Below are 19,523 nucleotides of genomic sequence, written 5' to 3'. Positions count from 1 at the left end.
GTGGTTGGGGCCATGAACCCCTTCCGCCGCACCTTCGTTACATGTAACGTGGTGGGTATGACGGTAAAGCATCGAGTCAGCGAGTACCGGCGCAGGATGCGCGCACGCGGCCTTCGACCTGTGCAGATCTGGGTGCCGGACGTGCGTAGCGAGCGCTTTGCACTGGAAGCGGAACGTCAGGCGGCCCTGGTCGCCAGGGCGGACGAGCAGTCCGATGACCAGGAGTTCGTCGAAGCCGTCACCTCCCCCTGGGACGAGGAGTGAGGCGCGGCGAGCTGTGGACCGTCGCCGGGGGTGTCTACGCCTCCAAGCCGAGGCCCGCGCTGATCGTGCAGGACGACCTCTTCGAGGGCACTGCCTCGGTGACCGTGGCGCCCCTGACGACGACCCTGGTCGACGCCCCTCTGCTTCGCGTACGCGTCGCCGCCGATGATCTCACCGGTCTTCAGCACGACAGCCAGGTCATGATCGACAAGGTCACCACAGTCCGCCGCGAGAACGTCGGTACGCGCGTTGGCCGCCTGGCGCCTGAGAGTCTCGTGGAGGTCGAGCGCGCCCTGATGGCTTTCCTCGGCCTGGCTAGGTAGCTGAGGAGCGAGACCACTGCGGACGTCCGCATTTGCCGCCAGGAGCGTGGTCGCACGCTATTGCCGCAGGTGGCAAGCTGACGAGTCGCCGTCGCGGAGGCGCCAGGCGGTACTGGCTTAGGCGGCTGCCGACGACGGTCGAAACGCAAACTCGATCGCGCAGCTACCGAGCTCCGGCCCCAGGTTGGCGAGCTCGGTGGCCGTCGGTTCATGATCACCGGCCGTCCTGGTTCCCATGCGCGACGCTGAACCGCCCGTGTCCAAAGACTTCCGCACGGCCTCGCCCATCTCAGTAGGGCTCTTCGGCACCAACGTGCCGGTGGTCACGTACACCTCACCCGCGTGGATCACCGTCACCGGGATAGTGGAGGTGAAGTTGTGCCGCCACACTGCGTCGGTGAAGGCCATCGGAACGCCGTCGACCAGATTGAAATTGACGGGGATACTCATGCCCCGTCCCGTCCGCCGGCCTTGGAACTGCAGCAGCATGACACCCGGGAAGCGCTTCCCGAGGCGGGACCTCAACAGCGGTCTCGCAACAATGTTCATCGCTTTGAGCACGCGGGGAGGTGGAGGGGGCGCAAGCCAGACGACGCCCCTGTCACGCTTCAGGGTCTGGCCTCTCGTCGACGCGGAGACACACGCGGGAGCAGCGTCCCTCCCTGCCAGAGTCCTCCTCTGGGCACACGCTGTCAACGCGCGCGTCAAACCTCCGGATTTGCCGCATACATAGCTGAGCTGTTAAGGACAAGTGGCTTCCGGCAGGCGTACGAATAGCCAGTCCATCTGTGGGGCGGAGGCGACGATCTCTCTGTCAGATCCGCCCAGAGGGTGGAGCGTGAGCTCATCTCCGTCCTGGGCGTCCCAGGCTGCCTCCTCGTCGGCCAGTCGCCAGATGGATCCGTCGAGCGGACCCAGAAGAGGGGTGTCGCAGTCCGGATCGTCACGGTAGATGTAGCGCACCGGCTGGTCGTTCGGCAGATCGTCTCCGTCGGTGACCAGGGCTGGCTCAAGGGGCACCGCCAGTGACGCGTCTGCGTGCACCTGCTCGTTGGTGGCAGTGCTGCCCTGCTCTGTCAGGTCCACATCGACGACGGTGCGTTCCTCCGGTGCCCCCGGGTAGGGGTCACGCGCCTCCAGCTGCACCCTGAACGGGCCTTCGGGCAGGACAGCCCTGGAAACCGCGACCACGAAGGCGTGCGGGTTGGCATCGGCATTGCAGCCGTACACCTCACCGGGGACGACGAGATCGGCGTAGAGCAGGTCACCCTCGACGAGGACACCGTCCATCCGCACGGGGCAGCCCGAGCCGTAGACCGCGCCGAACCACACCGCGATCTCGCCGTCCCAGTCCACCCGCGGCGCCTCCCCCTCCAGTCCCGCGGCCTCCCACAGGTCCTGCAGCTGGTCGTCGGTGGTGGCCACCGACGTCCGGTAAGGCTCACCGGTCAACCCCTCACCCAGCAGACGCCACCCTTCCCCGGCCGTCGGCTGGCTCCTCTGCGCAGGCGCCTGATCCTCAGGGATCCCGTCCACGCACAAGGGTCGGCCGGTGAAGCCGGCGAGCACCGCCTCGGCCTCGGGGGTGATCACCCCGAGGTGGATCTCGACCACACCGCCGTGCGGGGAGAGCGCGGACCCGCCGCTGCGAACACCGGCCTCCCGCAGCGCGGCGTCCACCTCGTTCAGCACGGCCTCGAGCTCCCCGGCGGTCCAGGGCACCTCCACCACCACGATTCCCTCCCCCGGCCACCTCTGGCTGACCTCCTGCTGCAGCGCGTCCAAGTCGGCGTCCTTGACCCACACAGTGATCCACCCGTTGCGTTCCCGGTCCAGGCCCAGCTCGACGAACCCGGGTTGCTCGACCGCCCACGCGTGCACCTCGCTGAGCAGCTCCTCGGCGTTGCCGTACACCGGCTCGTCGCGGTACAGGGCCTCATCCGCGCGGATCTGCGGCACGTCCGCGCACGACGGGAACCCGGCTACGCCCCCTGATGACGCCCCATCTGCGCCACCGGAACTCCCGCCGACCGTCCCGCACGCTGCCAAGAGCAATGCCGCTATGACGGCGCCCACCGGTACCCGACCGGGCCAAGGGTTACGCCATGACCTTTGCAAGCCCCTCACCTCCAAGAGCAGTCTGCACGCTCGACGCCACGAGACGCTCCCATTGCCGCCGGTCCCGATTTCCTACTTTGTCGTGCTCTCGCGCCACGCCGTGGCGGTTTGCTCGTCGTAGTACCGGCTGAAGCCACAACCCCATGCGATCGGTGAGTCCAGCGGGGCGCCTTCCCAACGAGGTTCACCGCTCACAAGCAGACGCGTCCCAACCTGGACGGGCATAGCTTCCTCCGCGGTCGGCTCGCCGACGCTTTGCAGGTCGACAATGACCTCATCCGCGTCACCGCCCACGAACCACTCGCGGACGTCGAACGTGATGCCCGCCAGGTCCAGGTCACCGTCGTCACCCCGGTCGGAAACAGACGGACCCATGCGGACGACGGTCCCATCGAAAGCGAAGGCGCGGTTCTGAAGTGTCTCGAGCGAATACGACTCGACGCAAGAGACTGCGCCGCCATCTGGCAGCGGACTGCCTTCGTTGTCCGGTGCGGGCTCGCTGCCAGCGGAGGCGACAGCAGATCTATCGGAGCTTTGACGGCTCGCGGTGCTCTCCGCATCGCTGCTACAGGCCGCCAGGATCAGGGCAAGGCCAAGCAGGCTCCCAGTGACGGTATGGATCTGCATCGTCTGCTCCAGGTGAACGTCGCCTCCATCTGAGACGCCGACCCAGCCGCCAGCGTTCCACACCATCCGCACATCCTGTTTGCCGCGCGGCGGCCGGCTCTAGTTCGCATCGATCATCTGCGGGTCAGGATGGTTCATGAACAACTTCCAGATCACCGCCGCCCTCGTCCCAATATCGACCGATGACCCCTCCGTTACTGCGCTACGCCAGGCGATGGCCGCGCACCTTGCCCGTTACACCGGGCAGACGCGCACCCACACCGAATCAGACCTGCGCGCCTTCCTGGCCTGGTGCACCGCACGACACCTCGACCCGCTCGCCGCCCACCGGGTGCACGTCGAGCTGTACGTGCGGTGGATGCAGGAGAACCGCCGATACAAGCCGTCCACGATCTCGCGGCGGCTGTCGGTGGTGATCGGCTTCTACCGCACGGCCGTCATCGACGGTGTCCTGACCGCCTCCCCGGCAGACCACGTCCGCCGCCCGCACGTTCCACCCGAATCACCCACCCTCGGCCTGTCCCACCTGCAGTTCGAGGCGATGCTGCAGGCGGCGCGGGCCAGCGTCAACATCAACGACTTCGCCCTGGTCACCATGCTCGGCCTTCTCGGACTACGGATCTTCGAGGCGTGCGGCGCGAACATCCAGGACCTGCGCGAGGAGCACGGCCACCGGGTGCTGAAGGTCCGTGGCAAGGGCGGCAAGGTCGTCCTGACACCACGGCCGCCGGCGGTGCAGCGCGCGATCGAACGCGCCGTCGACCTCCGTGAGGAAGGGCCGATCCTGCGGAACCAGCAGGGAGGTCGGATGGACCGGCATGCCGCGACCCGTCGCCTGCACCACCTGGCCGACGACGCCGGGATCAACCTTCCCCGGATGCACCCGCACATGCTTCGGCACACCTTCGTCACCACCATGCTCGACGCCGGCGTCGACCTGCGCGACGTCCAGATCGCCGCCCGGCACGCCGATCCCCGCACCACCATGCGCTACGACCGAGCACGCAAGAACCTCGACCGTCACCCCAACTACATTCTCGCCGCTTACATGGCCTCCGGCACCTAACGAACGACGGTTTCGCCCAGGACAAGCGGCGGCTCCCAGCAGGTCGGCGGACAGATCCCGGACCCTTCTTCAGGCCCCCACCGGCGCGCCTGGCCGCTAGGGTCCCTCGTCAGCGGTGGAGCCGCGCCAGCCACAGTTGTGGATGTCGGCTGTGGGCCTGGCTGGTGGGTACATCACCTGCAGAGCCTCGGCATTGATGTCTTGCCGCCGACCTGTCCACTGCCCTGGTCGAACTTGCTCGAGCGAACGTCCCTAGCGCCAGGTTCGAGGTGGGGTCCATCGTGGACATCCCCATGTCGACCGGGCAGCGCCGAGGGTGTCCTCTGCTGGTACGTGCTGCGCCATCTCCCGGACGGCAGTGTCGACAGCGCCCTGGAAGAACTCGTGCGCATCCTCGTGCCCGGCGGCATCCTTCTCTTCGGCGGGCACGTCGGCAGCACCAGTCACATCAAGCAGGAGGGCTACGGCGGTCATCCCATGCGCGTGCAGATCACCCTGCGACCGGCATCACTGTGGGAGCACAAGTTTCGGCGGCTTGGTCTCTCATCATCGAGGCCCACACCGCTCGCGCAGGGCGGGATCGTGGCGCCGCGCGCTGGTCAGCGTCCACTGACCTCCCGTGGTGCGAACCAGGAGTTCCACCAGGACGTCGAGGGACTCCTCCGCCGATCGGGGCGCAAACGTCGCCTGAAGGCCGGCCATATCGGCTCGAGGATGGCGTCCGCCATCCCGCGGAGAGCGCGGTCCTGCCCACGCGGCTCAACGACACCATCGGGGCCCGTCTCCTGGGCCTGCGATAGCGCACCCGACTGGCTGTGCACCCGGCCTGCCGCGACGATGATGGCTGAAGAGCACCCGCAAGAAGGAGCACTCGTGGCCCAGTTCGTCGTCCTGATCTACAGCCCCGACTCGGCGCACTCCCCCGGAGACACGGCAGCCACATCGACAGAGATCGCTGAGTGCGACCAGCATGCCGAGACGCCCACGAACGCTGCGTCGATGACCGCGGCCTGGGCCTTCACACCTCGTCGTATGGCCAGGTCGATCCGCGCGGACGGCATCACCGTCGGGCCGTACTACGACACGCCGCACGTGGTCGCCGGGGTCTACGTGCTCGAAGCACCCGATCTCGACTCCGCCCTGGCGACCGCAGCCACCAACCCCGTCGTCAGCCAGGTAGGTGGCGTCGAGGTCCGCCCGGTCCACAGCGGGAGCATGTAGAAGGTCCGGCCGCAGACCTCACGGAGCATCGCGTGTGCAGCGATCACCTCGGCCCGCCCCACCACGTCGCCCTCTCGCGAGCGACGGTGGCCACCGGTGCCGACGCCACTCGTCCCAGCTCGTGAAGCCGATGGGCGGCGCGTCGATCGGTTCGGTGCCGTCGAGCTCAGCCGCCGTGGGGACCTGCATCATGGCCGCCCACGACGCCAGGTCACCGTTCGACATCATCCAGCTCATCCGGGGCGCTTCGTCCTGCCGTTGGTCCAACCGCCTCCGTTGCTCGGCCGGCTCGAGCTCGAAGTAGTGCATTTCGACTGCCGCACCGCGGTCGGCGGCCGCCTGCCGCAGGGCGGAGCGCTCGTGGCGGCTCCCCAAGCCGAAGTCGATGATCACGTCGACCCCGAGCTCCAGCCCGCGCAGGGCGATCTCGATCAGCCTCCCCTCGATGACCTCCCCGGCCTCGCGCAGGTTCTCATCTCCGTAGAGCGCCTTCACCCACTCGTCCTTGGTGAGCCGCAGGGCCCGATGCTCCTGCTCCAGCTCCCTGGCCGCCGTGGTCCTCCCCGTCCCTGGCAGGCCCACGGTCAGGAAGAGGGTTGGGCGGGCGGTCGAGGCCCCGTGCCTGTCCATCACGACATCATGACCCGCGCAGACGCGTGGGGTGATCGATGACGACGTGGACGGCAGAGGCGGAGCCGCGGCCGTCAGGAGCGGACGTGCATCCGTTCGCCCTGGGGGCCGAAGATGGCCAGCACCTCGGCCGGGGCCGGGCCCGGGTTGCCGACCCAGTGCGGGGTGCGGGTGTCGAACTCGACGACCTCCCCCGCCTCGAGAGCGAGGTCCCGGTTGCCGAGGAGGAGACGCACCCTGCCACTGAGCACGTAGAGCCACTCGTAGCCCTCGTGGGTCTGCAGCGTCGGCGACCGGTCGTCGTCGACCGGCATGACGATCTTGAACGACTGGAGCCCGCCGGATCGCCGGGTCAAGGAGATGAAGGTGCGCCCGTGACGGACGATCGGCTTCGAGCGGATCCGCGGATCCCCGGTCTCGGGCGCGTCGACGAGCTCGTCCAGGGCCACCCGGTAGGCACGCGCCAGCGGCAGCAGCAGCTCCAGCGTCGGCCTGCGCTGACCCGACTCCAGCCGCGACAACGTGCTGATCGAGATCCCCGTCTCCTCGGCCAGGTCGCTGAGCGTCGCCTCGCGCTCGAGGCGGAGCTGGCGCAGTCGCGGACCGACACGGCGGAGCACGTCGTCATCTCCCACACTCCCCATCTTTGCCACCTTAGCAAGATTGTTTGACTCGTGGGCCGGTCCGGTCGCACGATGCCCGTATGAGCGAGGACAAGGCGTATGACGTCGTGGTGGTCGGTGGTGGTGTCGCCGGTCTCAGCGGTGCGATGGCTCTGTGTCGGTCACGGCGTTCGGTGCTGGTCATCGACGCCGGCGAACCCCGGAATGCCGCCGCCGGCGGTGCCCACAACTACCTGGGTCGCGAAGGCGTCAACCCGTCGGAACTTCTCGAGATCGGTCGGGACGAGGTGGCGACCTACGGCGTCGACGTGCTCGACGACCGCGTGCTCGACCTGAGCGGCGAGCTGGACTCCTTCGTGGTCACCACGGCCGGTGGGAGCCGGGTCACCGCCCGTCGCATCCTCGTCACCGGCGGCGTCGTCGACGAGCTGCCCGACGTCCCCGGCCTCGCCGATCGATGGGGCCGTGACGTCCTGCACTGTCCCTACTGCCACGGGTGGGAGGTGCGAGACCAGAGGATCGCCGTGCTCGGTTCCACGCCGATGTCGAGCCACCAGGGCCTGCTGTTCCGCCAGCTCTCCGACGACGTGGTCCTGGTCGTGCACGACGGGGTCGAGATGCCGGAGGCCGAGCTGGAGAAGATGAGGGCCATCGGCGTGCGCATCGTGACAGGCACCCCGCAGGAGGTCATCACCCAGGGGGACGCGCTCGTCGGGCTGCGTCTTGCCGACGGGTCCGTCCTCGAGCGGGACGCCATCGTGGTCGCGTCGCAGCCGCACGCCCGTGCGGACTTCCTCGCCCCGCTCGGCATCGAGCCCGAGCCGTTCGAGGTGAATGGTCTGACGTTCGGGTCGGTCGTCCGGGTCGACCCCAACGGCGCCACGGCCAGGCCTGGCGTCTTCGCGGCCGGCAACGCCACGGACATCTCCATGACCCTCATGGCCTCGGCCGCCCACGGCAATCACGTGGGCGCCTGGATCAACGCCGACCTCGCCGCCGCGGACGCCGCCCGCGCCGTCGCCGATCACCGTGCCCGGCGCCTGGAGCGCCCGCGCTGACCGACCGCACCCAGGATCGCGCCCTGGCCTCCGGCACCTGGCGGTCCGGGCCGGGGCGGAGGCAGGATGTGCCGGTGCTGAGCATCACCCGCGCCGACTTCGACGACCCGCAGCTGCCCGCCTTCCTCCAGGGTCACCTGGACGAGCTGGCGCCGACCGCACCTGCGGAGAGCCGCCACGCCCTCGACCTCGGTCAGCTGCAGGGGCCCGACGTCCGGCTCTGGGTCGCGCGCGTTGACGAAGTCCTCGTCGGCACCGGCGCGCTCGCCCGTGTGGAGGACGGGCACGAGGAGCTGAAGAGCATGCGGACCGATCCCCGGCGGCGCGGGCAGGGCATCGCCGCGCGGATGCTCTCCCACCTGCTGACCGATGCTCAGGCCCGCGGCATCCGTCGCGTCTCCCTCGAGACCGGCAGCATGGGCTTCTTCGCACCGGCTCGGGCGCTCTACCGAAAGGCCGGTTTCACCGACTGCTCTCCCTTCGGGACCTACCGCGAGGACCCCCACAGCGTCTTCCTGACCAAGGAGCTCTGAGATGACCCCATCCAGAGCCGTCGAGCTGACCGACGACGAGCTGCGCGCCGTGGTCGCCTACGCCCTGGCCTGCGCGACGCCGACCCTCGTGATCGCCGAGCGGGCCCTGCCCGACGATCCACGCCCGGCGGCAGCGCTGGAGGCGGCCCGGCTCTTCGCCGAGGGTGCCCCGCGCTCGAACCTCCAGCGCACCGCGGCGGTCGACGCGCACCGGGCCGCGCGGGAGGCACCGACGGAGGCCGCCTCGCACGCGGCGACGGCAGCCGGCGACGCGGCGGCTGCGGCATACCTGCACCCGCTGGCCGAGGCGACGCAGGTGCGGCACATCCTCGGTGCGGCGGCCCAGGCCGCCCGCGCGGCCGAGCTCGCCCGCGGCGACGACCCGGTCGTGGCCGAGTACGTGCTCCACCGCGCCGCGAGGCTCGTGACGCCCGCCGTCCGGGAGGTGCTGGAGCGCTACCCCCGCGCCCCTGCGGGCAGGACGCGGGTCGCCGGGCTCATGCAGCGGCTCGACGGCATGATCCGCGACCCCGCACCGGAGCCCAGGCCTGCCGAGGACCCGGGGCCCTTCTTCCACGGCACACGGGCCGACCTGCACCCGAGCGACCTGCTCACGCCGGGGTGGGGCACCAACTACGGCTCGGGCAAGCGGTCGCGGCACGTCTACCTCACGGCGTCCGAGCACGGCGCCCCGCTCGCGGCGGCGATCGCGCAGGGGGACGGCCCGCCGCGGGTCTACCGGGTCGAGCCGCTCGGCCCGATCTACGACGACCCCAACGTCACGGACAAGAAGTTCCCCGGCAACCCCACGCGCTCCTACCGCACCACCGAGCCGGTGCGGGTCGTCGAGGAGGTCAGCGGGTTCCCGCTCCCCGACCCCGAGGTCGTCGAACGCATCCGCCGGAACGCCGCCGAGCTCAAGGAGCTGGGCATCGAGGCGATGGACGACTGAGCAGGGCCCGGGAACGACGAACGGCCCGCCAGTGCGCTGGTCGGGCCGTGATCGGTGGTGGACGTGAAGGGACTCGAACCCCTGACCTCTCGCGTGTGAAGCGAACGCTCTAACCAACTGAGCTACACGTCCTCGGTGCACCCTGCGGGCGCGAGGACATACTGTACCGGCCTCGCCCCGACGTGCGAAATCGAGGGTCAGGGGTCCATGTCGGCGGCGCTGCGACGGGCGAAGACGTCCTGGGCGAAGCGGGCCATCGGCCCGGGGCCGTCCCCGACGACGCGCGGGGTCACGGTCGGCGCGGGAAGGGTGACGCCGGTGCCGAGCGTCGCCGGCCCGGAGACCTCGATGCGGGTCACCGCGCAGACGTCGCGCACGCTCGAGGTGATCCACACCTCGTCGGCGTCGTCGAGGATCGTCATCGGCAGCACGTCCTCGACGACGTCCACCCCCTCGTCGCGCAGCCACTCGATCGTCAGCTCACGGGTCACGCCGGCCAGCGGTCCGCTCGCCAGCGACGGGGTCAGCACCACCCCGTCGACGACCACGAAGACGTTGGAGCCCGTCCCCTCGCACAGCGCACCGGTCGTGTTGGGCAGCAGCGCCTCGGCGGCCCCGGCGCGCTTCGCCGCGGCGAGGGCCACGACGTTGTCGGCGTAGGAGGTGGTCTTCAGCCCGGCGAGGGCACCCACCTCGTTACGGGCCCACGGCACGACGGCGACCGAGGTCTCCGTGGGCGGGTGCGGCACCTCCGAGGCGGTGACGAGGTATGTCGCACGCCCGGGCGTGCGGTCGCTCCCCAGCGGCCCGGGGCCGGCCGTGACGGTGTAGCGCAGCCGACCGAAGGGCAGCGGCCCCAGGGCGAGGACGGCGTCGATCCCCTCCTGCAGGCGCTCCCGGTCGAGGGCCGGGAGCCCGAGCCCGGCGAGGGAGCGCTCCATCCGGGCGTGGTGGCGGGAGGCGGCGAAGAGCACGCCGTCGACGACCTTGCCGGTCTCGAAGACGCCGTCACCGACCGTGATGCCGTGGTCGAGGGCGGAGAAGGCGGGCTCGTCGCCCACGATCCGGCCGTCGACCCACACCCGCACCTGCGCACTGCCGTCTGCCATGGGTCACACTGTGCCATTCCGCCCGGAGGCACCCGACGACCGGTGGCGCTTCCCGCTCACCCGGGGACGGTCGGCTCCCCCGCCTGGTCCGTCGCGACCTTGGGCTCGGGCGTGCGTCGGAGCGCGGCGAGGGCCGCGATGGCCGTGGCCACGACCGTGACGGCCACGAGGATGCGGTAGTCGACGACGGCGAGGACGGCCGCCGCGACCGCCGTCGTCGCCGTCTGCGGCAGGTTGACCGCGACGTTGGCGGCGGCGTTGGTGCGGCCCTGCAGCCGGGGCGGGGTGAGGCGCTGACGCAGGACCATGAAGGCCACGACCGCCCACGTCACCCCGAAGCCCAGGACGACCAGACCGACCCCCACGAGCACGGTGCTCGTGCCCAGGACCGGCAGGAAGCCCAGGGCGAGCAGCCCCGCGCCGGCGGCGAAGGTGCGCGCCTCCCCCCAGCGGCCGATCGCCCAGGCCGAGGAGAGCCCACCGGTCACCGCGCCGATGCCCTGCATGCTCACCAGGGCGCCGAGCGCCGACGCCGGCAGCCCGAGCCCCTGCTCGAGGGCGGGGAAGACGGCCGCGTTGACCAGGCCGGTCGCGGCGCACACCAGCCCCAGGAGCAGCGTCAGCCGCCCCAGGCCCGGGGTGCGGACCAGGTGCCGGAACCCCGCCGAGACCTCGTGGAGGTAGCCGCCCCGCTCGGACGCCGGCTCCGGCGGCGACTCGACGACCTTGAGGGTCATGAGCGCCAGGGCGGTCAGCAGGAAGCAGACCACCGTCAGGGCCACGACCGAGCGTGGGCCGACGAGCGCGTAGAGGCCGGTGCCGAGGACCGGCGAGATCAGCCGCAGCGCCTGGTCGACGGAGGTCAGCAGGCCGTTGCCCGAGGCCAGGTGCTCGTCGGGCAGGATGTCGCGGACCAGACCGGCCTGGGCCGCGGCGCTGAGGTAGCCCATCGCCCCGTAGACGACGATCACGGTGTAGAGCAGCCAGAGCCACGAGGCCGAGTCGACGAGCACCAGGGTGGCCACGACGCCGGCGACGAGGACGTTGGAGACCACGAGCAGCCGGCGCCGCGAGAAGCGGTCGGCGACCTGCCCCAGCACGGGCGCGATGATGGCCGGCAGCCCCAGCATGACGAAGACCATCGCGGCCGCGCCGTCCGAGCCGCTGAGCTCCTTCACCCAGACCGCGACCATGAGGTAGAGCGCGCTGTCGGCGAGGTTGGTGAAGAGCCAGGCGAGGGTCAGCCGGCGGAAGGCCGGGTGCACCCAGGCGGCAGGGCGACGGCGGTGCCACCGCGTCGCGCCGGCCGTGGTCACGGGAGCGGGGGCGGCCATCTCAGCGCTCCTCGGAGGGCAGCGGGTCGGGGTTGACGGCCGCGAACAGGCGGGCGTGACGCGCGCCCTCCGGCCGCTTCGACGGGTCGTCCGAGCGGCCGGCGAACCGGTCGAGAAGGTGCTGGACCTGCTCGCTGAGGCTGCGCAGCTCCTCGGCCGTCGCCCAGAACCCTCCGGTCGAGATCGTGATGGCCTGCAGCCACTCCTCGGGCTCGGTGTCGGCCGCCGACAGGAAGCGGGTGACGCGCTCGGCCTCGCGGGCGACCGTCAGCGCCGCGAGCTCCTGCACCGCGTGCAGCGAGCCGGGCACCTCCGGGTCGGGCCGGGCGTCCATCGCCGCGCCGGCGTGCCGGACCCGCCACGGCTTCTCGCGCCCGCGCTGCTCGGCCCGCTCGATGTAGCCGTACTTCTCCAGCATCCGCAGGTGGAAGGAGCAACTGGCCACCGACTCCCCCACCCGCTCGGCGCACTCGGTCGCCGTGGCCTCGCCGACGTCGCGCAGGACGTCGAGCAGCGCCAGCCGGACGGGATGGGCGAGCGCGCGGATGCGCTCGGGGTCGGAGATGCGCAACGGGTCCACGGAAGTGGACACTACATACTCAAGACTCCTTTAGCAAGACTTCTTTAGTATGCCGTGGGCTACTCCTTCAGCGCCTCGATCAGCAGCTCCAGGGCCCGCTCGGTCGACCGCTCGACGACCTCCTCGGGCGGGCCGTCGAGCTCCACCCGGTAGGTGCTCGTGCCGTCGGGCACCGTCACCCCGATGTAGAGGGTGCCCGGCTCCTCGCCCTCCTCCGGGTCCGGGCCGCCGACCCCGGTCGTGGACACGGCGGCGGTGGCGCCCAGCAGCCGGGCCACGCCCGTCGACAGCTCTTCGGCGCACCGGGCCGTCACGAGCGGACCGGGCGTGACGCCGAGCACCTCGAACTTCACCCCGGGCGAGTAGGCGACCACGGCGCCCCGGTACCACTCGCTGGCTTCGGGGCCGGCGGCCATGGCCGAGGACACCGCTCCCCCGGTCAGGGACTCCGCCGCGGCCACGGTCAGGCCGCGGCGCTGGGCGAGGTCGGCGAGCTGTTCGGCGAGGTCTGCGATGCGCGTCATCGCTGCATCGTAGGAGCGCGTCACGGTCGACGCGCGCCGATCGGGACGGCCGCTCAGGGACCCCCGCCGCGCCAGCGGTGCGCAGGTCGGCGACCAGCTCCTCGTAGCCGCCGTGCGCCCGCCGGCGCAGGACCGCGGACGGTGGGTGGTGATCACGGTGGCGCGTCCGTCCGGCCCCTCCAGCACGGTGCCACGCTCGGCCCCGATCCGGACCGGCCGGCCGAGCACCGCCCGGCCGGCGGAGGCTCCCAGGCAGACCACCACGTCGGGGTCGACCACGGTCAGCTCCGCCTCCAGCCACGGGTGGCAGGCGACGAGGTGCCTCAGCTCCGGCGCCTGGTGGATGCGCCGCTTCCCCGTCTCGCGGTGGCGGAAGTGCTTCACGGCGTTGGTCAGGTAGACCTCGGACCGGTCCAGCCCGGCCTGCACCAGGGCGTCCGAGAGCACCTGTCCGGCGGGGCCGACGAAGGGCTCGCCCTGCCGGTCCTCCCGGTCACCGGGCTGCTCCCCCACGAGCACGATGCGGGCGGCGGCCGACCCCTCCAGCAGCACGGCCTGGGTCGCGTCCTCCCACAGCTCGCACCCGCGGCAGTCCTGCGCTGCCCGTCGCAGCCCGCGCACGGTGGGCCGGCGTGGCACCCAGGGTCCGGCGTCCGTCACCTCGTCGTCCACGTCCTACCTCGCTCCCGGTCTGTCGTTCCCCTCATCGTGCGCCCGGGCACAGCTCAGCGCGACGTCGGACGCCACCGGCCCGGAAGGGTTGCCGTGCGACGGCCGGCGTCTCGTGGGACGGTGTCCGGATGTCCCCCCTGCTGGCGATGCTGGGCGCCCGCGTGATCAAGGTGGCCCTCAAGGGTGCCGTCGCGTGCGGCCTGGCCTACTACCTCGGTTCCCTGCTCCCCCCGCCGATCGACGAGTACAAGTACTACGCGGCGCTCGGCGCCTTCACCGTCGTCGGCCTCGCCGTCGCCGACTCGATCAAGGAGACCTTCCAGGTCACCGGCGCCGTGGGCGTCGGGGTCGCCGTCGCGATCGCCGCGCAGAGCATCTCCTGGGCCAACTCCGTGACGGTGGCCGTGACCATCGCCCTGTGCTTCCTGCTCGGCTCCATCCGGGTCTTCGGGCTGCACGGGACTTGGGCGCCACTGGCCGGCCTCTTCGTCCTCGCGGCCGGCGGCGCCAACCCCGAGCCGATGGCGCTCGGCTACCTCGTGCAGCTGCCGCTGGGCGCGATCGTCGGGGCGCTCGTGAACGCCCTGCTCTTCGCCCCGCTCGGCGAGGACGAGATCGAGCCGGCCGCCGACGAGACCCTCACCCTGCTGTCCAGGCAGATGGCCAACTACGCCGACCTGCTCGAGGACCAGCGCCGCAACCGCGACGACCCCGACGCCGCGGACAGGCGCGGCGACGAGATGCACGCCAACGTGGTCGCGCTGGAGGACGTGCAGACGCGACTGCGGTCGGCCATCATCGACGCCCGGCGCGCCGAGAAGGGCAACCCGCGCGCCCGGCTGCACACCGAGCGCCGCGAGGCGATCCTGGACCGTGCGGAGGCGGTGAACCGCTGCTCGGCCACCCTCATGGCGGTCGGCGTGGTGATGGCCCAGTCCAGCGCGCCGGAGGACCGGGCCGGTATCTCGGCGCGGCTGCACGCGGTGCGGGCCATGCGCCGGGCCTCGGCGATCTTCGCCGATCCCGAGAAGGCCCAGTGCGAGCCCGAGATCTTCGGCGAGACCAAGCACGAGCTCGAGGAGATGCTGGCCTGCACCCGCGAGGCCACCGGTGACGGTCTGGACGACGTCCTGCTCGGGGCCCTGGCCGTGACCATCAACGACTGCCTGGAGACCTTCGCGCGCCACGTCGCCGAGGTCGACCCCGAGGACTGCCGGCCCGCCTAGCAGGCCGCGGCGGCCGGGACGGCCCGCGGCGCCGCCCGCACGTACCAGGCCCGCAGCACGAGCGCCGCGAGCAGCAGCTCCGCGACGTCGCCTCCGTAGTACATCAGCTGCGCCGCCTCCTGCCCGCGCTCGACGGAGCCGTGGGCGGCCGGCGGCCACTCCCCCGCCCGGGCGTAGAGCCGCTTGGCCAGGACGGCGTGCGCCGCCGCCGAGACCAGGAGCGCGACCAGGCGCGGCGTGGTGCCGGGGCGGTGCGGCGCCGGGTCGGGGCCGGCCAGCACCCAGGCGAGCAGCGCGCCGGAGAGGAGCAGGTGCACCAGCACGAAGGTGTATGCGGTGGGGCTGGTGGTGGTGAGACCGTAGAGCGGCGTGGCGTAGAGGACCCACAGCCCGCCGGCGCTCAGCACCACCGCGGTGGCCGGCAGGTCGTGAGGTCCTGGGACGTGCCCGGCCTCGTGCTCACGGTCGTGGACGGTGACGGCGACGTAGCGACCCTCGCCCTCGGCACCCGGGACCGCCGCACCGGTGAGCCGGTGACGCCGGGCACCTTCTTCCACCTGGCCTCGGTGTCCAAGACGGCCGTGGCCACCGCCATGCTGCGGCTGGTCGGGCAGGGCCGTCTGGAGCTGGACGCACCGGTCACGGCATACCTGCCCGACGTGTCGTGGGCCGACCCGCGCGCGCAGGAGATCACGGTGGCCCACCTGCTGTCGCACACCTCGGGCCTCGGGGACGTTCCCGACTACGGCTGGCACGAGCCGCAGACGGACGCCGGCGCCCTCGAGCGCCACGTGCGGACGGTTGCGGGGTGGCCGCTGCAGACCGCGCCGGGCGAGCGGTTCGCCTACTCCAACGCCGGCTTCGAGGTCCTGGGCCACCTGCTGGCGGTCCTCGAGGACCAGCCCTTCGAGGACTGCCTCGCCGAGGGTGTGCTGCGGCCCGCCCGGATGCCGGCCAGCACGTTCTCCCCCGCGGAGCTGCCCGACCGCCTGCGCGCCCGCCCGCACCTCGGGCTGCCGCCGCAGGTGGTGCGGGGGGTCTACCCCTACACCCGCCAGCACGCGCCCAGCTCGAGCCTGCACAGCAGCGGCGAGGAGCTGGCGAGCTGGATGAGGGTCCACCTGGGTCATGGCCCGGGACTGCTGGACCCTGCGGGGCAGGCGCTGCTGCACGAGCCACGGGTCCCCGCCGGCGAGGGACTCTTCGACCGGATGGCGCTGGGCTGGTTCGTCGGCACCCACCGGGGGCAGCGGGTGGTCGGGCACCCCGGCAGCGACCCGGGATTCCAGAGCCTGCTCGTCCTCGTGCCCGAGCGGGGCATGGGTGTGTGCGTCCTGGTCGACGCCAACACCGCACCAGTCTTCGCCACGGCCCGGGCGGCGGTCGACGTGCTGCTCGGCCTCGAGCGGGAGGACGTCCCCCTCCCTCCGGTGGGGGTGGCGCTCGGCCCGGTGCTCTCCGCGCACGGGGTGGTGGCCGCCGTGGACCGCTACCGGGCGTTGGAGACGGAGCACCCGCCGAGCTTCGACCTCGACGACGAGGACCTGGAGGAGGGCGTGTGGGGGCTGATCGAGCTGCACCGCACGGACCTGGCCCGGCCGCTGCTCGACCTGTGGACGTCGGCGCAGCCACGCTCCGCCCGGGCGTGGCTCACCACCGCCTGGGCGCACGAGGTCGACGGGCGACTCGACCTGGCGCTGTCGCTCGTCCGGCGCGCGCTCGCCCTCTCTCCCGTGGACGACGACGCCCTCGCGCTCCTGCGGCGCCTCGAGGACGGCTGAGGGACGCCCTCGGGCTGGGCACGCCTCGTCCCGCGGACATGCCTTATCGCCCGGCCTGTTGGGGCCGGGCTCGGGGCGGGGTCATCTCAGGTGCCACCGGACCCCGAGCTCGGTCACGGTGGCGGTGAGGCCCCGGTCGTGCACGAAGGTGTGGTGCCTCGGGCACAGCAGGGCGTAGTTGCTCAGGTCTGATCGCCCGCCGCGCGCCCAGGGGACGACGTGGTGGGCGTCGCACCAGGTGGCGGGCACGGTGCACCCGGGGATCGTGCAGCCCCGGTCCCGTGCCGCGAGCCGGACGCGTTGTGCGGGGGTGACGAGGCGCTTGCGTCTGCCCTGGTCGAGGATCTCCGATGGTCCGCCGAGGACGACGGGGATGATGTCGGCCTCGCACGCGAGTCTGCGGATCGCCTCCGCCCGTAACGGCACCCCGGCCAGGGTGGCGCCGACACCGGGCAGGTGACCGCCGGTCTCGGACAGCTGCCGCTTGAGCGTCTCGAAGTCGAGCGTCACCATCAGGGTGGCTTTCGGGGTGGTCGGCTGACCTTGCGTGCCGGCCACCCCTCGGCGCAGGACCGTGACGAACGCGTCGTACCTGCGCTGGGTCGCCGTCCGCAGGTCCAGCTCACCGGTGGCGTCCTGCTCCTCCTTCGACGCCGGCGCCGCCAAGGGCGAGTCGATGATCGCCTTGGCGGCCTCGTAGTCGGCGTCGTCGCCGAACGTGATGATCCACCGCTTCACCGACCCGTCGGCCAGGCTCGACTCGTGGATCCCCCGCATCGCGTGCTTCTTGCGGGCCTTCGCCTCGTGGTCCCGCTCGTCCACGCAGGACGCGACCAACCGGTCCACCATCCGGGAGATGTCCTTCTCGTCGAACACCGGGTCGGACCCGGCCTTGGCGAGCAGCTCGACCGCGGCGGCGTACTCCTCCGGAGGCATGCCCGGCCGGACCCGCTGCAGCGCCCGGTGCAGCCTCGCCGCCCGCGCGATCGACAACTGTCCGTCCTTGACGCGTTCGATCAGCGGGGCGTGGACCGGCTCACGGCCGGCCTGCGCCAACCGGGCCAGGTCCATCAGGGCGCGCCGCTCCAGGTCGGGGCACTTCAGCGCGAGCCAGTCCACGACCGTGAACCCCTCGGCCAGGTGCAGTCCGCGGTCGACGGCTTCGGTGGCCATCACCAGCCGGGAGCGTTCCAGGTCTGACACCGCGCGGGAGATCCACCCCAACGACTCCACGACCAGGTCGTCCTGCACCAGCTCCGGCCGGCTTACGTCAACCGGGAGGTCTCTGGGCAGCCACGCCCGATCGGCCCGCAGCCAGGAGTCACCGGCCGCCGACTCCGTCCCCCTCGGCGGCCGCACCGTCCCCAACGGCTGCTGCATACCTCGATCATATGTTCGAACACCGACAGACCCTCGAAGACACGCCGGTCCCTTGGCATCCTGCCAACCATGACGTCCTACCAGCCCGTCGAGGTCTCCCTGTCCTACCTGCAGCGCGCGCGAGACGCCCTCGTCTGGAAGGTCGAGGGCCTGAGCCCCTACGACATGCGCCGCCCTCTGACACCGACCGGCACCAACCTCCTCGGGCTCGTCAAGCACGTGGCGCTGACCGAGCACGGCTACCTCGGGATCCTGCTCGGCTCGCCCCTCGACCTCCCCCGAAGATGGGAGGACGAGACACCGGACGCCGACTTCTGGGTCAGCCCGGACCAGGACGCCGCGACCGTGCTCGACGCCTACCGCAGGATCTGGGTCAACTCCGACGCCACCGTGCGTCGACTCGGCGCCGACGCGCCCGTCGAGGTGCCTCCGTGGCCGCCCGAACGCCGCTCCACGTCGGTGGGTGCGGTCCTCACCCACGTCGTGGCCGAGACGCATCGTCATGCGGGCCACGCCGACATCCTGCGGGAGACGATCGACGGGGCGGCCGGTCTCCAGCCGTCCTTCTCCAACCTCAGCGAGGGTGACGCCGAGCGCTGGCGTCGGCACGTGGAGCACCTCGAGGCGCAGGCACGCGCGGCCCGGGCATGAGCGCACCGGGCCCGGCACGGCATACCGTGGCGAGATGGACGCTCCCACCACGCTCCACAGGTTGTGCGAGGTCATCGACGCCCACGACTGGACCGCCCTCGAGCAGCTGCTCGCCGACGACTTCACCTGCGACCTGGTCCACACCGGCGAGACCTTCGACAAGGCGGGGTGGGTCCGACTCAACGCCGACTACCCCGGCTTCCAGCACATGGTCGTGGAGGACCTCGTCGGCGCGGGCGACCGCGCCGTGTCGCGGTGCCTGGTGATCGGCGAGAGCGAGGGACGGCAACAACGCTTCCAGGTGGCGTCCTTCGCGCGCGTCACCGACGGCCTGGTCAGAGAGCTCACCGAGGTGTGGACCGACGTCGGTCAGGCTCCCCCACCAGGGACACGGGCCCCCTGAGGCCCCGACGTCGACTAGACGCCGGCGTCGCCCTCCCGACGGGCGTCGCGGGCGCCGTGACGGGCGCCGGTCCGCACCACCAGATAGAGCCCCAGGGCGAGGAGCACCGGGACGAGCAGCACGACGACGTGCCAGAGCTGGACTCTCATCCCTTGACCCTAGCCAGGGACCTGTCCCCCACGGCAACCCTCAGCGTGTCGAGCGCCTGCTGCTCCAGCGCGCGCACGCGCCCCCACGTCACGTCGAGCAGGTCCGGGGTCGCCAGGTGCTTTGCGAGGCGTCGCGCCTCCGCACCCTGGCGGAACCGGGCGGCGCGCAGGTCGAGGAGCAGGGGCAACGCCTCCCACTGCGAGTAGAGGTCACGTCGCTTGTCGCGATAGCTCGTCGCCGAGCCACCGTTGACGTCCGCGGCGATCCCGCCACCCGGGGCGAGCAGCACCGCCGGGGT

Annotated in this window: 24 protein-coding genes, 1 tRNA gene and 1 pseudogene; 12 read left to right on the top strand and 14 right to left on the bottom strand. The window is 71.6% G+C overall.

Going from position 1 to position 19,523, the window contains the following annotated elements:
• Nucleotides 1–12: 12 nt before the first annotated feature.
• Both FB476_RS07870 and FB476_RS07865 read left to right on the top strand, forming a co-directional pair.
• The gene (locus FB476_RS07870; RefSeq protein ID WP_238329610.1) at nt 13–264 is read left to right on the top strand and encodes an antitoxin MazE-like protein; all 252 of its coding nucleotides are present in this window, start codon (nt 13–15) and stop codon (nt 262–264) included.
• The gene (locus FB476_RS07865) at nt 261–587 is read left to right on the top strand and encodes a type II toxin-antitoxin system PemK/MazF family toxin (protein ID WP_022921232.1); all 327 of its coding nucleotides are present in this window, start codon (nt 261–263) and stop codon (nt 585–587) included. The genes FB476_RS07870 and FB476_RS07865 overlap by 4 nt, the downstream gene beginning before the upstream one ends.
• 117 nt (nt 588–704) lie before the next feature.
• Here FB476_RS07865 and FB476_RS07860 read toward each other — a convergent pair whose 3' ends face one another.
• The 3 genes from FB476_RS07860 to FB476_RS07850 form a co-directional block, all read right to left on the bottom strand.
• Nucleotides 705–1,037, bottom strand: a complete 333-nt coding sequence (locus FB476_RS07860) for a hypothetical protein (RefSeq protein ID WP_141818272.1) — start codon at nt 1,035–1,037, stop codon at nt 705–707.
• Nucleotides 1,038–1,328: 291 nt separating this feature from the next.
• The gene (locus FB476_RS07855; protein WP_141818271.1) at nt 1,329–2,546 is read right to left on the bottom strand and encodes a hypothetical protein; all 1,218 of its coding nucleotides are present in this window, start codon (nt 2,544–2,546) and stop codon (nt 1,329–1,331) included.
• Between the two features lie 231 nt (nt 2,547–2,777).
• A complete protein-coding gene (locus FB476_RS07850) occupies nt 2,778–3,398 on the bottom strand; it encodes a hypothetical protein (protein WP_141818270.1) in 621 nt (206 codons plus the stop codon).
• Nucleotides 3,399–3,468: 70 nt separating this feature from the next.
• Here FB476_RS07850 and FB476_RS07845 point away from each other — a divergent pair, with 70 nt between their 5' ends.
• Both FB476_RS07845 and FB476_RS07840 read left to right on the top strand, forming a co-directional pair.
• On the top strand, nt 3,469–4,398 hold the full coding sequence (locus FB476_RS07845) for a tyrosine-type recombinase/integrase (protein ID WP_141818269.1): 930 nt from the start codon (nt 3,469–3,471) through the stop codon (nt 4,396–4,398).
• A 54-nt stretch (nt 4,399–4,452) separates the two neighbouring features.
• The gene (locus FB476_RS07840; RefSeq protein WP_337678358.1) at nt 4,453–5,619 is read left to right on the top strand and encodes a methyltransferase domain-containing protein; all 1,167 of its coding nucleotides are present in this window, start codon (nt 4,453–4,455) and stop codon (nt 5,617–5,619) included.
• A gap of 18 nt (nt 5,620–5,637) precedes the next feature.
• On the opposite strand, the gene FB476_RS07835 is transcribed toward FB476_RS07840, so the two are convergent.
• The gene (locus tag FB476_RS07835; protein ID WP_141818267.1) at nt 5,638–6,249 is read right to left on the bottom strand and encodes a P-loop nucleotide/nucleoside kinase family protein; all 612 of its coding nucleotides are present in this window, start codon (nt 6,247–6,249) and stop codon (nt 5,638–5,640) included.
• Nucleotides 6,250–6,323: 74 nt separating this feature from the next.
• Nucleotides 6,324–6,893 carry a helix-turn-helix domain-containing protein gene (locus FB476_RS07830; protein WP_170233574.1) on the bottom strand — a complete coding sequence of 190 codons (570 nt, stop codon included), beginning with the start codon at nt 6,891–6,893 and terminating at the stop codon, nt 6,324–6,326.
• Nucleotides 6,894–6,952: 59 nt separating this feature from the next.
• Here FB476_RS07830 and FB476_RS07825 point away from each other — a divergent pair, with 59 nt between their 5' ends.
• The 4 genes and pseudogenes from FB476_RS07825 (at nt 6,953) to arr (ending at nt 9,415) form a co-directional block, all read left to right on the top strand.
• Nucleotides 6,953–7,930, top strand: coding sequence for an NAD(P)/FAD-dependent oxidoreductase (locus tag FB476_RS07825; protein ID WP_141818265.1), 978 nt, complete (start codon nt 6,953–6,955; stop codon nt 7,928–7,930).
• Nucleotides 7,931–8,004: 74 nt separating this feature from the next.
• Nucleotides 8,005–8,463, top strand: a complete 459-nt coding sequence (locus FB476_RS07820; protein WP_141818264.1) for a GNAT family N-acetyltransferase — start codon at nt 8,005–8,007, stop codon at nt 8,461–8,463.
• 1 nt (nt 8,464) lies between these two features.
• Nucleotides 8,465–8,848: pseudogene (locus tag FB476_RS17230) on the top strand (putative immunity protein); the annotation flags it as partial.
• A 132-nt stretch (nt 8,849–8,980) separates the two neighbouring features.
• Nucleotides 8,981–9,415: an NAD(+)--rifampin ADP-ribosyltransferase gene (gene arr, locus FB476_RS17225; protein ID WP_238329744.1), complete on the top strand. Its 435-nt coding sequence runs from the start codon at nt 8,981–8,983 to the stop codon at nt 9,413–9,415.
• Between the two features lie 55 nt (nt 9,416–9,470).
• Here arr and FB476_RS07810 read toward each other — a convergent pair.
• From FB476_RS07810 to FB476_RS16950, 5 genes are all read right to left on the bottom strand, one after another.
• Nucleotides 9,471–9,547, bottom strand: a tRNA-Val gene (locus tag FB476_RS07810).
• A 65-nt stretch (nt 9,548–9,612) separates the two neighbouring features.
• Nucleotides 9,613–10,524, bottom strand: coding sequence for an aminotransferase class IV (locus tag FB476_RS07805; RefSeq protein ID WP_141818262.1), 912 nt, complete (start codon nt 10,522–10,524; stop codon nt 9,613–9,615).
• Between the two features lie 56 nt (nt 10,525–10,580).
• The gene (locus FB476_RS07800) at nt 10,581–11,858 is read right to left on the bottom strand and encodes an MFS transporter (RefSeq protein ID WP_141818261.1); all 1,278 of its coding nucleotides are present in this window, start codon (nt 11,856–11,858) and stop codon (nt 10,581–10,583) included.
• A 1-nt stretch (nt 11,859) separates the two neighbouring features.
• Nucleotides 11,860–12,450, bottom strand: coding sequence for an ArsR/SmtB family transcription factor (locus FB476_RS07795; RefSeq protein ID WP_141818260.1), 591 nt, complete (start codon nt 12,448–12,450; stop codon nt 11,860–11,862).
• 47 nt (nt 12,451–12,497) lie between these two features.
• Nucleotides 12,498–13,634: a UdgX family uracil-DNA binding protein gene (locus FB476_RS16950; RefSeq protein ID WP_238329609.1), complete on the bottom strand. Its 1,137-nt coding sequence runs from the start codon at nt 13,632–13,634 to the stop codon at nt 12,498–12,500.
• A 128-nt stretch (nt 13,635–13,762) separates the two neighbouring features.
• On the opposite strand from FB476_RS16950, the gene FB476_RS07780 reads away from it, so the two are divergent.
• A complete protein-coding gene (locus FB476_RS07780) occupies nt 13,763–14,860 on the top strand; it encodes an aromatic acid exporter family protein (protein WP_141818258.1) in 1,098 nt (365 codons plus the stop codon).
• Here the strand turns inward: FB476_RS07780 and FB476_RS07775 are convergent.
• Nucleotides 14,857–15,417: a cytochrome c oxidase assembly protein gene (locus FB476_RS07775; RefSeq protein WP_141818257.1), complete on the bottom strand. Its 561-nt coding sequence runs from the start codon at nt 15,415–15,417 to the stop codon at nt 14,857–14,859. The two genes, FB476_RS07780 and FB476_RS07775, sit on opposite strands and share 4 nt — an antisense overlap.
• On the opposite strand from FB476_RS07775, the gene FB476_RS07770 reads away from it, so the two are divergent.
• A complete protein-coding gene (locus tag FB476_RS07770; protein ID WP_337678344.1) occupies nt 15,304–16,641 on the top strand; it encodes a serine hydrolase domain-containing protein in 1,338 nt (445 codons plus the stop codon). The genes FB476_RS07775 and FB476_RS07770 overlap by 114 nt on opposite strands.
• An 81-nt stretch (nt 16,642–16,722) precedes the next feature.
• On the opposite strand, the gene FB476_RS07765 is transcribed toward FB476_RS07770, so the two are convergent.
• Nucleotides 16,723–18,021 (bottom strand): HNH endonuclease signature motif containing protein, encoded by a 1,299-nt coding sequence (locus FB476_RS07765; RefSeq protein WP_141818255.1) that lies wholly within the window; start codon nt 18,019–18,021, stop codon nt 16,723–16,725.
• 69 nt (nt 18,022–18,090) lie between these two features.
• On the opposite strand from FB476_RS07765, the gene FB476_RS07760 reads away from it, so the two are divergent.
• Nucleotides 18,091–18,672 (top strand): DinB family protein, encoded by a 582-nt coding sequence (locus tag FB476_RS07760; RefSeq protein WP_141818254.1) that lies wholly within the window; start codon nt 18,091–18,093, stop codon nt 18,670–18,672.
• 34 nt (nt 18,673–18,706) lie between these two features.
• Entirely contained in the window at nt 18,707–19,075 is a 369-nt protein-coding gene (locus FB476_RS07755) for a nuclear transport factor 2 family protein (protein ID WP_141818253.1), read from the top strand.
• Between the two features lie 14 nt (nt 19,076–19,089).
• Here FB476_RS07755 and FB476_RS17120 read toward each other — a convergent pair whose 3' ends face one another.
• Entirely contained in the window at nt 19,090–19,224 is a 135-nt protein-coding gene (locus FB476_RS17120; protein ID WP_272949394.1) for a hypothetical protein, read from the bottom strand.
• Nucleotides 19,221–19,514 (bottom strand): hypothetical protein, encoded by a 294-nt coding sequence (locus FB476_RS16435; protein ID WP_170233571.1) that lies wholly within the window; start codon nt 19,512–19,514, stop codon nt 19,221–19,223. The genes FB476_RS17120 and FB476_RS16435 overlap by 4 nt, the downstream gene beginning before the upstream one ends.
• Between the last annotated feature and the right edge of the window lie 9 nt (nt 19,515–19,523).

The sequence above is a fragment of the Ornithinimicrobium humiphilum genome, from assembly GCF_006716885.1.
GTDB lineage: Bacteria > Actinomycetota > Actinomycetes > Actinomycetales > Dermatophilaceae > Ornithinicoccus > Ornithinicoccus humiphilus.
Note: the sequence above shows the minus strand (reverse complement) of the source record. Positions and strands in the feature narration are given on the sequence as shown.

Excerpts from the sequence above, each read along its gene's own strand:
- FB476_RS07830 (WP_170233574.1), bottom strand. The coding sequence starts at position 6,893 with ATGGGGAGTGTGGGAGATGACGACGTGCTCCGCCGTGTCGGTCCGCGA.
- FB476_RS07760 (WP_141818254.1), top strand. The coding sequence starts at position 18,091 with ATGACGTCCTACCAGCCCGTCGAGGTCTCCCTGTCCTACCTGCAGCGC.
- FB476_RS17120 (WP_272949394.1), bottom strand. The coding sequence starts at position 19,224 with ATGAGAGTCCAGCTCTGGCACGTCGTCGTGCTGCTCGTCCCGGTGCTC.
- FB476_RS07780 (WP_141818258.1), top strand. The coding sequence starts at position 13,763 with ATGTCCCCCCTGCTGGCGATGCTGGGCGCCCGCGTGATCAAGGTGGCC.
- FB476_RS07870 (WP_238329610.1), top strand. The coding sequence starts at position 13 with ATGAACCCCTTCCGCCGCACCTTCGTTACATGTAACGTGGTGGGTATG.
- FB476_RS07800 (WP_141818261.1), bottom strand. The coding sequence starts at position 11,858 with ATGGCCGCCCCCGCTCCCGTGACCACGGCCGGCGCGACGCGGTGGCAC.
- FB476_RS07805 (WP_141818262.1), bottom strand. The coding sequence starts at position 10,524 with ATGGCAGACGGCAGTGCGCAGGTGCGGGTGTGGGTCGACGGCCGGATC.
- FB476_RS07860 (WP_141818272.1), bottom strand. The coding sequence starts at position 1,037 with ATGAGTATCCCCGTCAATTTCAATCTGGTCGACGGCGTTCCGATGGCC.
- FB476_RS07845 (WP_141818269.1), top strand. The coding sequence starts at position 3,469 with ATGAACAACTTCCAGATCACCGCCGCCCTCGTCCCAATATCGACCGAT.
- FB476_RS07755 (WP_141818253.1), top strand. The coding sequence starts at position 18,707 with ATGGACGCTCCCACCACGCTCCACAGGTTGTGCGAGGTCATCGACGCC.
- FB476_RS07825 (WP_141818265.1), top strand. The coding sequence starts at position 6,953 with ATGAGCGAGGACAAGGCGTATGACGTCGTGGTGGTCGGTGGTGGTGTC.
- arr (WP_238329744.1), top strand. The coding sequence starts at position 8,981 with ATGATCCGCGACCCCGCACCGGAGCCCAGGCCTGCCGAGGACCCGGGG.
- FB476_RS07850 (WP_141818270.1), bottom strand. The coding sequence starts at position 3,398 with ATGGTGTGGAACGCTGGCGGCTGGGTCGGCGTCTCAGATGGAGGCGAC.
- FB476_RS07765 (WP_141818255.1), bottom strand. The coding sequence starts at position 18,021 with ATGCAGCAGCCGTTGGGGACGGTGCGGCCGCCGAGGGGGACGGAGTCG.
- FB476_RS07835 (WP_141818267.1), bottom strand. The coding sequence starts at position 6,249 with ATGGACAGGCACGGGGCCTCGACCGCCCGCCCAACCCTCTTCCTGACC.